8 protein-coding genes are annotated in these 9,687 nt (G+C 68.7%); 1 reads left to right on the top strand and 7 read right to left on the bottom strand.

Annotation, left to right across the window (positions count from 1 at the left end):
• From H6693_13935 to H6693_13910, 6 genes are all read right to left on the bottom strand, one after another.
• Positions 1–206: cation transporter (locus H6693_13935; protein ID MCB9517286.1), on the bottom strand; the 206-nt coding region annotated here is incomplete at its 3' end.
• A gap of 11 nt (positions 207–217) precedes the next feature.
• Complete coding sequence (locus H6693_13930; GenBank protein ID MCB9517285.1) at positions 218–2,224, bottom strand: hypothetical protein; 2,007 nt, start codon at positions 2,222–2,224, stop codon at positions 218–220.
• A 111-nt stretch (positions 2,225–2,335) separates the two neighbouring features.
• Positions 2,336–3,082 carry a response regulator gene (locus H6693_13925; GenBank protein ID MCB9517284.1) on the bottom strand — a complete coding sequence of 249 codons (747 nt, stop codon included), beginning with the start codon at positions 3,080–3,082 and terminating at the stop codon, positions 2,336–2,338.
• Between the two features lie 2 nt (positions 3,083–3,084).
• A complete protein-coding gene (locus tag H6693_13920; protein MCB9517283.1) occupies positions 3,085–4,182 on the bottom strand; it encodes a HAMP domain-containing histidine kinase in 1,098 nt (365 codons plus the stop codon).
• Between the two features lie 21 nt (positions 4,183–4,203).
• Positions 4,204–6,378, bottom strand: coding sequence for an insulinase family protein (locus H6693_13915; GenBank protein MCB9517282.1), 2,175 nt, complete (start codon positions 6,376–6,378; stop codon positions 4,204–4,206).
• Positions 6,379–6,392: 14 nt separating this feature from the next.
• Complete coding sequence (locus H6693_13910; GenBank protein ID MCB9517281.1) at positions 6,393–7,913, bottom strand: insulinase family protein; 1,521 nt, start codon at positions 7,911–7,913, stop codon at positions 6,393–6,395.
• A gap of 258 nt (positions 7,914–8,171) precedes the next feature.
• On the opposite strand from H6693_13910, the gene H6693_13905 reads away from it, so the two are divergent.
• Positions 8,172–9,077, top strand: a complete 906-nt coding sequence (locus H6693_13905; GenBank protein MCB9517280.1) for a T9SS type A sorting domain-containing protein — start codon at positions 8,172–8,174, stop codon at positions 9,075–9,077.
• Between the two features lie 69 nt (positions 9,078–9,146).
• Here the strand turns inward: H6693_13905 and H6693_13900 are convergent.
• Positions 9,147–9,687: HNH endonuclease (locus H6693_13900; GenBank protein MCB9517279.1), on the bottom strand; the 541-nt coding region annotated here is incomplete at its 5' end.

Below are 9,687 nucleotides of genomic sequence, written 5' to 3'. Positions count from 1 at the left end.
AGGCCCACCAGGGTGACGAAGTCCGTCACCAGATCCGAGGCGCTGTGGGCGGCGTCGGCCACGAGGGCCTGGCTGCGCCCCAGAAGCCCCACCGTGAGCTTGAGCGCGATGAGCACCAGCTCGGCGACGATGCTGAGCCAGGTGACGCGCTCGCCGTCCCGACGCTCACGCTCGGGATTGGGGGCCGCCAGGGGCGCAGCGGGCACGGGCGCTCCTCTTACTTCAGGAGAGTCATGCGCAGGCTGCTGGTCTCCCCCGCCGCACTCAGCCGCGCCAGGTAGATCCCGCTGGGCAGCGACTCCCCATGCTGGTCAAGGCCGTCGAAGAGCAGGCTCTGGTGGCCGGCCCGGCGCGGCCCGTCGGCCAGGAGCCGCACGCGGCGGCCCCGGATGTCCAGGATCTCCAGGCGCACCGGCCCGTCGACCGCGAGATCGAAGGCGATGCGCGTGGCCGGGTTGAAGGGGTTGGGGTAGTTGCCCACCAGCGCCGTGGCCAGCGCCGGCCCCTCGTCCGCGGCGGTGGCATCGTAGGCCACCTCGCTGCTGTTTTCCAGCACCCAGTTGTCCGGGTCGAAGACGAGGTCCAGGGGCTGGGCCGTCCCCAGGTCGACGTGATAGCCCTGGCTCCAGGCGACGTTGTCCAGCCGCAGGTCGATGGGGCCGCCGCTGGTGTCGACGCGGAAGGGCAGCGGCATGGCGAAGAGCCCCGCGTTGGTCTGGACCTGCCGCACGGCGACGTTCACGCCCCAGGCCCCCGGTCCCCCGGTGATCTGCCAGCCCCAGCGGTAGACGGGACGGTTCTCGCCGTAGACCCACTGCTGGAAGAAACCGTCGAGGTCCTCGCCGGTGAAGCCCTCGAGGTCCGCCTGCAGGTCGGCCGTGCTGGCGTTGTCGTAGAGGTGCAGGCCGAAGTAGTGCCGCAGGGCGGGGAAGAAGACCGCATCCCCCAGCCGGTAGCGGAGCATGTGCAGCACCCAGGCGCCCTTGCGGTAGACCGTCCCGCCGAAGAGGTTCGGATTGTTGTAGACCGGCCCGTCGAAGTTGGGATCGCTCTGGGTGAGGGTCATCCAGTCGGTCAGGCCGGCCTGGCCGTCGGTGTACTCGAACCACAGCGCCTCGCCGTAGCTGGCGAAGCCCTCGTTGAGCCAGACGTTCTGCCAGTCCCGCAGCGTCACCGCGTCGCCGAACCACTGGTGGGTGAGTTCGTGCACCACGATGCGGTCGTAGAAGTGGCCGCCCCCCAGCACGATGTTGCCCATGCTCGTGCAGGTCTGGTGCTCCATGGCGCCGGCCCAGTGGAAGGTCATGTGACCGTACTTCTCGTCCATGAAGGGATACGCGCCGAAGAGGCTGTCCATGAGCGCGATCGCCGTGGGCGTGATGCTCAGGTCCTCGACCGAGTTGCTGTAGTTCTCCGGGTAGACGTAGTTCTCGATGGGCAGCGAGTCGCCGCCGGCGGACACGTACCAGTCGGTGTAGTGCGCGTAGTTCGTGACGGTCAGCGCGATCAGATAGGAGTTGATCAGGTAGTTCTCCTGCCAGTGCCAGGTGCTCGTGCCGTCGCCGTTGTCGGTGACGGACTGCAGCAGGCCCGGCCCCGGCGCGGAGTACTGGCTCGGCACGCGGTAGTAGAGGTCGGCGGTGAACTTCTCGTCGGGGACGTCCTTGCAGGGCCACCAGTCGCGCGCGCCCTCGGGCTCGCTGAGCGTGGCCAGCAGGGGCGTGCCGGCGTGGTCGGTCCAGGTGAAGCTGCCGAAGCCCGACGAGCCGGGCGAGCCGTGGAAGTCCAGCTCCAGGCTGAAGGGCGTGCCCGCGGCGAGGGGGCCGGCGAGGGTCACCGCGATCTGGTCCGCGGCGTGAGTCCAGGCCACGGGCGCGCCGTCCTGGCGCACGGCGTCGACGACCATGAGGTCGCTGAAGTCCAGCGTCACCTGGGCGAGGCCGTCCGAGACCGCCTCGCTGTCGAACTGCACCGTGCCGCTCAGCGTTTGGGCGCCGAAGTTGGGCGCGAAGTGCAGCGTGGCGTGGAGGACGTCCCAGGAGTAGTCGGCCGCCACCGGCGCGCGCGCGCCGAGCAGGGCGCGGCCGGCGCCGCAGAAGCCCGACTTGAGGCCGAGGAGCGGGTCGTCCGCGGGGTCGTAGGGCGGCACGGTGGCCAGGGCGGGCAAGGCGAGAGCCAGCAGGGCGGCCAGGGCGAAGGCGACTGCGAGGGGGCGCGTCTTCATGGGATCGGCTCCTTGGCGAGGGGTGGCGTCCTGAAGCATAGCACGACGCCCCCGCCGGCGACAGTCGCGAGGGCGGGGGCGCAAGGTCGAGACATCCTGCGGCGCGACGCGCTACTCCAGCGTGTACTCCTGGTCGCCGGTGATCAGGTCCTGGGGCAGGTCCAGCGCGTCCTTGTAGATCTGGCAGGCCGTGATGCTCACGCTCCCGCTGGCCCGCAGCGCGTTCAGGAAGGCGCCGAAGGCCATGCCGTTCTCCGCCGTCACCAGCACCGAGCTCTGCCGCGTGCCGCGCGCCGAGTCGAACTGGAGGATGCTCATCAGGTAGACGCCCTCCTTGCCCAGCGCCTCCAGGATGCGGTCCGCGCTGGGGTCGGCCTCCTCCAGGTCGAGGAAGATGATCCGGTCGCCCTGCTGGTAGCCGGTCCCCTGCCGCGAGGTGACGCCCTCCACGGCCTCGTAGTTCGTGTAGAAGTCGATCGGCCGCTGCTCCAGTGTGCTGCGCACGGTGCGGAGCAGGTTCTCGGTGTCGAAGGGCTTCACGACGAAGCCGTTCACGCCCGCGTCCAGGGCCTTGCCGATGTCCACCACGTCGTTGCGGGCCGTGACCATGAGCACGGGCAGCGAGCGGGTGGCGGCCTCGGCGCGGATCGCCTGCAGGACCTCGTGGCCGTCCATGTCGGGCATCATGATGTCCAGCAGCACCAGGTCGGGCTGCTGGCCGAGGGCGGCGACGGCGTCGGCGCCGTTCTCCGCGGTGAGCACCTGGAAGCCCTCGATCTCCAGGAGGCTCTGCATCATTTCCAGGATGTCGGTCTCGTCGTCGACGACCAGGATGCGGCGGGATTCGTCTGCGCTCATCGCTACTGCCTCCTCGGCGATGGCCGGAGAAGGTCCTGATCCCGGGTCACCACCGGCAGCACGATGGTGAAGCGTGAACCCTCCCCAACCTTGCTCTCCACCCGGATGTCGGCGCGGTGCGCGTCGACGATCTTCTTCACGATGGCCAGGCCCAGGCCGGTGCCCCCGTACTTGCGCCGGATGGACCCGTCGCCCTGCCTGAATCGTTCAAAGATAAAAGGTAGAGCATCCTCCGCGATGCCGCAACCGCTGTCCTCGACCACGAGGCCGAGCTGCTCTGGCGCCGCCGAGGTGTCCACGGTCACCGCCACGCGGCCCCCGCTGTCGGTGAACTTCCGCGCGTTGCCGATGAGGTTGCGCATGGCCTGCTCGATGAGGTCCTCCTGCCCCGCCACGTGGACGTCCTCCGCCGGCGGCAGCACCAGGAACTCCACCCCCTTCGCCTCCATCACGGGCTGGAAGCTCTGCTCGAGGTACTTGAACAGCTTGAGCACGCTGATCTCGCCGATGAAGACCTGCGCGCTGCGCTCCTCCATCTTGCCGTAGCGCAACAGCTGCCGGATCAGCTCCTGGAGCCGCTCCTGGTTGCGCTTCATCACGGACAGCGCCTTGCGCTGCTTCTCGCTGAGCTCGCCGAGGCGGCCGGCGTCGAGCATCTCGCTGTAGCCCTGGATCGTGACGAGGGGCGTCTTGAGCTCGTGGGTGACGTTGCTGAGGAACTCGTCCTTCATGCGGTCGAGCTCCTGCAGTTCGCGGTTGGCGACGTTGAGCTCGCGCACCTTGCCGCGCAGGTCCCGCAGCAGCCGGGCCACCTGTTCTTCCTTGATGGCGTAGACCGTGCCCAGCACGCCGAAGACCGCGGCGAAGAGCAGCGGGTGCAGCAGGAAGGCGCCCTGCCAGGGCTGGGCGGCCAGCAGACCGGGGATGCCCCCCAGGCTCGGCTTCTCCCCCGCGAGGGAGAAGCCGAGGTAGAGGGAGAAGAGCGGGATCGGCAGGCCCCAGCAGAAGCCGAAGAGCAGGTACAGGTTGCGGCGCGGGTCATAGCTGCGCCGCTTGACCATCGCCCTGACGAATTCCCCGACCGTGCGCTTCCAGGCCATGCCGCGCTCCCGTCGCGGCCCCTACTCCGACGGTTCGCTGAAGAGCGAGGCGTCCAGCGTGGGGTTGACGGCCACGGTCTTCACCTTGAGCACGGCGAAGAGCGTGCCGTCGTGGTTGATTTCCATGTTGCGGGCGAAGGCGATGCCGCCGGTCTTCTCGTAGTCCTTGGCGAGCGTCAGGTTCATCACCGGGCCGGCCTGGCCCTCGTCCTTGTACTCCATGCCCCGGATCAGGTGCTCGGGCCCGAGGTAGAGCTTGTAGCCCTCGTCGCCCTCGCCGTGCAGGTAGACGACGTCGCAGTCCACGCCGTCCAGCGACTCGGTGCCGAGCGACTGGGCCTTGTACGCGTCCAGGTGCCGCAGCAGGTAGAGCGGGTTGCTGCGCTCGCCCTTCCACATGTCGGCGAGATCCTGCCCGGTCACGGCCTTCTTGCCCCGCGGGCTCACGATCCAGCCCGCGTCCTTGGTGAGGATCTGCGTCATGTTGCCGAAGGGCGTGGTGGTCTCCACGCGCATCCGCGTGTCGCCCTCGCGCTGGGTCACGACCCCGAAGGTCATGGGCCCCATGCCGGTCTCCTGGAGGACGAAGTCCGCGTCGAAGCGCAGGCTCTTCACCGCGTCCAGCGCCTTGGCCCCGCCGAAGGCCTTGACCGCCTGGGCCATGAGCGCGGCGCCCGCGGCCAGGTTCTCGGGGGTCGTGGGCGGCAGCTCGACGTCGAGCGTCGGCGAGGGGATCGTCACGTCGATCAGGTTCGGCTCGCCGAAGCCCAGGCTGGACAGCGGCGCGTCGAAGTCCTCGGACTTGCCCACCACGAGAATCGCCATCTGATCCGGGTGGATGCGCGCGCGCGCGGCCTGGAGGATGTCGTCGGCGGTCACGGCGTCGACCTTGGCGAGGTAGGTGTCCAGGAAGTCCTGCGGCCGGCCGTAGAACTCGTAGGACGCCTTGCGGCTCGCGATGCTGAAGGGGCTCGAGAAGTTGAACACGAAGCTGTTCTTGAGCCCCTCCTTCGCCCGGCTCAGCTCCTCGGGCGTGACCGGCTCCTCGCGCACCTTGTTGAGCTCGTCGATGATGAGCCCGATGGCCTCCACCGTGGACTCGCTCTTGGTGTCGATGCCCACCGTGAAGGGCATGCGGTGGTGGTTGCCCGTGATCATCCAGGCCCAGACGCCGTAGGCCAGCTCGCGCTTGCTGCGCAGCTCGCTGAAGAGACGGCTGCTGAAGCCCCCGCCGAGGATCTGGTTCAGCACCTGCAGCGGGAAGAGGTACTCGTCGTCCCAGCGGATGCCCAGGTGTCCCATGCGCACCTTCGACTGGTTGACGTCGTCCTTCTCCACCAGGTTCACCGACATCGGCGTCTCGCTCAGGACGGGATCCGGCGGGTAGAAGGTCTCCACGCGCTCCCAGTCGTCGAAGGCCGCGCGCAGCGCCGTCACCATGGTGGCGGTGTCGAAGTCGCCGCCCACGGTGAGGATCACGTTGTTCGGATGGTAGAAGTACTCGTGGTACTTGACCATGTCGCCGCGGTCGATGGCCGCCAGGGTGTCGTACTCCAGCTGGCGGGCGTAGGGACTGTCCGCACCGTAGTAGAGCTTCGCGATCTCGCGCTGGGCGATCTCCGAGGCGTCGTCGTTGCGGCGGCTGATGCCGGTCTTCATCTGGGTGCGCGCCAGCTCGATCTTGTCCTCGGGGAAAGCCGGGTGGCGCAGGACGTCCGCGAAGATGTCCAGCACCTGGTCGAAGTTCTCGGTCAGGCAGCGCAGCGAGGCGCTCGCGGAGGCGTCGCTCATGCCGGTCTCCACGCTGGCGCCCATGTCCTCGAGCAGGACGTCCATCTTGTCGCCCGGGTAGCGCTCGCTGCCGCCGCTGCGCATCACCGTGCCGACGAGATCCGCCAGCCCCACCTTGGCGGCGGGCTCGTAGATCGACCCGGCGCGGATCATCGCCGACGCGCGGATCAGCGGCAGGTCGTGATCCTCCACCAGGTAGAGCACCATGCCGTTGGGCAGCTCCTCGCGGGTGACCGCAGGCGGCTGGAAGTCGCGCATCGCGGGCAGGTCCTCGAGGACCTTGTCGTAGGGGCTCTTCTTGGCGAAGGCCGCCCCCGGGGTCAGCGCGCCGAGCGCCAGCAGCAGGGCCAGCAGCCCCGTCAGGGCGCGGACGGCCACGCGGCCAGGGAAGTGCTTGGGGTTCATCGTGGCCTCCTCGCCTAGCTGTCCTCGCCCGTGGTGGAGATCGTGCCCACCGTGCGATTGGATTCCGTGAAGATCTGGCCCGCCACGCGCTGGACGTCCTCCAGCGTGACGGCATCGATGGCCTCGAGCTGCTTGAAGAGCTCGCGCCAGTCCCCGAGGATCATCTGCGCCCAGCAGAGCTGTCCCGCCATGCCCTGGTTACTCTCCAGGCCCTGGATGAACTGCGCCCGCGCGCGCGTCTTGTAGCCCGCGAGCTCCTCGGCGGTGACGCCGTCGTCCACGGTGCGCTTGGCTTCCTCGTAGATGGCCGACTCGACGTCCGCCATCGGGATGTCCTGGTTCGGCACCGCGATGAAGGTGAGCAGGCTCGGGTAGCGGTCACCGGGCAGTCCCGGGAAGCAGCCGGAGAAGGCGGCGAGCTTGTCCTCCTTCACCAGGCGCGTGTAGATGCGGCTGGAACGGCCCTGCCCCAGGATGTCGGCCAGCGCATCGATGGCCGGACGATCCGGGTCGCGCTGTGCGGGGATGTGGTAGCCCACGAAGAGGAAGGGCTGCGTGGCCTCGCGGATGTCCACGCGCCGCTCGCCGCGCTGCGCCGGTTCCACGGTGCGCACGGGCGTGGGCCCCGGACCCGGCGGGATCTTGGCGAAGTACTTGTCGGCGAGCTTGACGAGGTCGTCGTAGTAGATGTCCCCCACCAGCGCGATCACCATGTTGCGCGCGCCGTAGTGCCGCGCGTAGAAGCCCTCGGCGTCGCGCCGGCTGTAGAGCTCGATGTCCGAGCGGTAGCCGATCGCCGGCCGGCCGTAGGGATGCGCCAGGTAGGACTCGGCGATCCACTCCTCGAAGAGCCGGCCCTGGGGCTGGCTGTCGGTGCGCATGTTGCGCTCCTCGAGGATGACGCTCTTCTCCTTGTAGAACTCCCGCAGCACCGGATTGATGAAGCGGTCACTTTCCAGCAGGCACCACAGCTCGAGCTTGTTGGACGGCATGCTGTAGAAGTATTGCGTCGCATCCCAGTTGGTCATGGCGTTCATGCCCACGCCGCCCTGCTCCTCCACGAGCTTGCCGAAGGCGTTGGTGTCCACGAGCGTGTCCGCCTCGCCCTGCAGCGCGTCGAACCTCGCCTGCAGGTCGGCGATCTTCGCGCCGTCGGCGAGGTCGCGCTTGAGCTTCTCGGCCTGGAGGGCGTCGTAGACGTCATCCATGGCATCGAGCACCTTCAGCTCCTTCTTGATGTCCTTGCTGCCCAGGTCGTAGGTGCCCTTGAAGGCCATGTGCTCGAACATGTGGGCGATGCCGGTCTGGCCCTTGTCCTCGTCCACTCCGCCCACGTTCACGTAGGTCCAGAAGGAGAAGACGGGCACGTCGTGCCGCTCGAGCAGCAGGATCTTGAGCCCGTTGTCCAGGTTGATCTCCTGGACGTCGTTGGCCAGGGACTCGTAGCTGGCCCGGGCCGTGCCGACCCACAGCGCCGGCAGCAGGGCGCAGAGCGCCGTGGCGGCGCGGAGCGCCGTGGTTCCCCTGAAGGACATGCAGGACCTCCTGGTGGCGAGGAAGTGGGGGAAGTGCGGATCGCAGCGCAAGCTAGCACAGGGCGCTGCCGCGCACAACGCTCCCCGGCGGTGTTGCGGCCGGGCGCTCCCGGACCCACCGGGCTTCCAACTCCTTATCACAAGAATGATTCGATAACCGCGAACATTGACCACTCGCGCCTAGATCTCGTACAATATGCGCAATCTCGCTACCACTCTCACTTGGATTCGAGAACGCAACCGGAACGGGAGGTCCCCATGCGACTCAGCCGCCCTCTCTTTGTCACCCTTCTCGCGCTCTTCGCCTTGCTCGTGGCGATGACCGCCATCCTCGACGTGGAAATGGCCATGGCCTACCCCTGGGGCCCGTTCAACGGGAAGACGGGCGCCCCCGGTGAAGGCACGTGCCGCGACTGTCACGGGAGTTTCCCGCTGGACTCCGGCAGCGGCAGCTTCGGCGAGAGCTGCGTCTCCGGCGCCGGCCAGTACGTGCCCGGCGACACCTACACGATCTGCATCGATCTCAGCGATCCCCAGGCCTCGCGCTGGGGCTTCGAGATCACGCTGCTGGACGCCGCCGGCGACCAGGCCGGCACCCTGACACCCGTGGACGGCAACACGCAGGTTGGCGACAGCCTGATCGCCGGCCACCAGCGCCAGTACGGCAAGCACACCCTGGCCGGCACCGCGGCCGGCACGACCGGCGGACACAGCTGGATGATGGAGTGGCAGGCGCCCGCGACCGGCACGGGCACCGTGACGCTCTACGGCATGGGCAACGCCGCCAACAACGACGACACGATTCTCAACGACTACATCTACAGCATGGTGCTCCCCCTCGCCGAGGCCGAGCCCACGGGCGTCGGCGACGCCGTGCTGGCGGCGCGCCTCGAGCCCAACTTCCCGAATCCGTTCAACCCGAAGACGCGCCTCTCGTTCACGCTGGACCAGCCCTCGAGCATCCGCCTGAGCGTGTATGACTCCACCGGACGCCTGGTGCGCGTGGTCCATTCGGGCCCCGTGGACGCGGGCGCTCACAGCTACACCTGGGATGGCCGGGACACGCAGGGCCAGGCCAGCCCGTCCGGGGTGTACTTCTCCCGCCTCCAGGACAACACCGGCCTCGACCTGGATGCCGCCCAGAAAATGACCCTGGTCAAGTAGCCACGCACTCCGCCCCCCGCCCCGGCCAGACCTCGGTCTCGCCGGGGCTTTTTCGTGCGGCGGCGTCAGTCAGGGCGAGCCGCGCGCGCTCATGCCGGCGACAACCGTCCGCGCGAGGCCCCGCTCGTGATGGAGCTGATGGCAGGCGCTGCAGAGGTTGCTCGGGTCGTTCGTGCCGCCGTTCGCGCGGGGCTTCCGGTGGTGCACTTCTAGGTATCGCGTGCTCGTGCAGCCTGGACCCTGGCAGCGGTGGCCGTCACGGGCGAGGATCGTCCGTCGCAGTGCCGGCGTGAGCGTGCGCGGCGGGTCGCCCCCGGGGGCGGGGAGCTCGCCACGGTTGGTGACGTAGGCCTGCGCCCCGCAGTCCGGGCAGCGGCGAATGATCACGGTGGCGGCCTGCTTCACCCGCCCCCGGGGGCGGATGGCGAGCGCTGCGAGCACCAGTTCTTCCCTCGGGTCGAGCTGCCCGTCCTTGCGCAGCTGCTCGATCAGCGCTTCCCAGCGCGCGTACTGCTCCGGCGTGAAGTTCAGCGTGATGCGCAGGGGCGCGGCGGCCTCGGCGTCCTCGCGGCGCGCTTCGGGCTCGCCCGCCGCGAACAGCGCCGGCGGG

It is taken from the genome of Candidatus Latescibacterota bacterium (assembly GCA_020633725.1).
GTDB lineage: Bacteria > Krumholzibacteriota > Krumholzibacteriia > JACNKJ01 > JACNKJ01 > VGXI01.
Note: the sequence above shows the minus strand (reverse complement) of the source record. Positions and strands in the feature narration are given on the sequence as shown.

Excerpts from the sequence above, each read along its gene's own strand:
- H6693_13930 (MCB9517285.1), bottom strand. The coding sequence starts at position 2,224 with ATGAAGACGCGCCCCCTCGCAGTCGCCTTCGCCCTGGCCGCCCTGCTG.
- H6693_13925 (MCB9517284.1), bottom strand. The coding sequence starts at position 3,082 with ATGAGCGCAGACGAATCCCGCCGCATCCTGGTCGTCGACGACGAGACC.
- H6693_13920 (MCB9517283.1), bottom strand. The coding sequence starts at position 4,182 with ATGGCCTGGAAGCGCACGGTCGGGGAATTCGTCAGGGCGATGGTCAAG.
- H6693_13915 (MCB9517282.1), bottom strand. The coding sequence starts at position 6,378 with ATGAACCCCAAGCACTTCCCTGGCCGCGTGGCCGTCCGCGCCCTGACG.
- H6693_13910 (MCB9517281.1), bottom strand. The coding sequence starts at position 7,913 with ATGTCCTTCAGGGGAACCACGGCGCTCCGCGCCGCCACGGCGCTCTGC.
- H6693_13905 (MCB9517280.1), top strand. The coding sequence starts at position 8,172 with ATGCGACTCAGCCGCCCTCTCTTTGTCACCCTTCTCGCGCTCTTCGCC.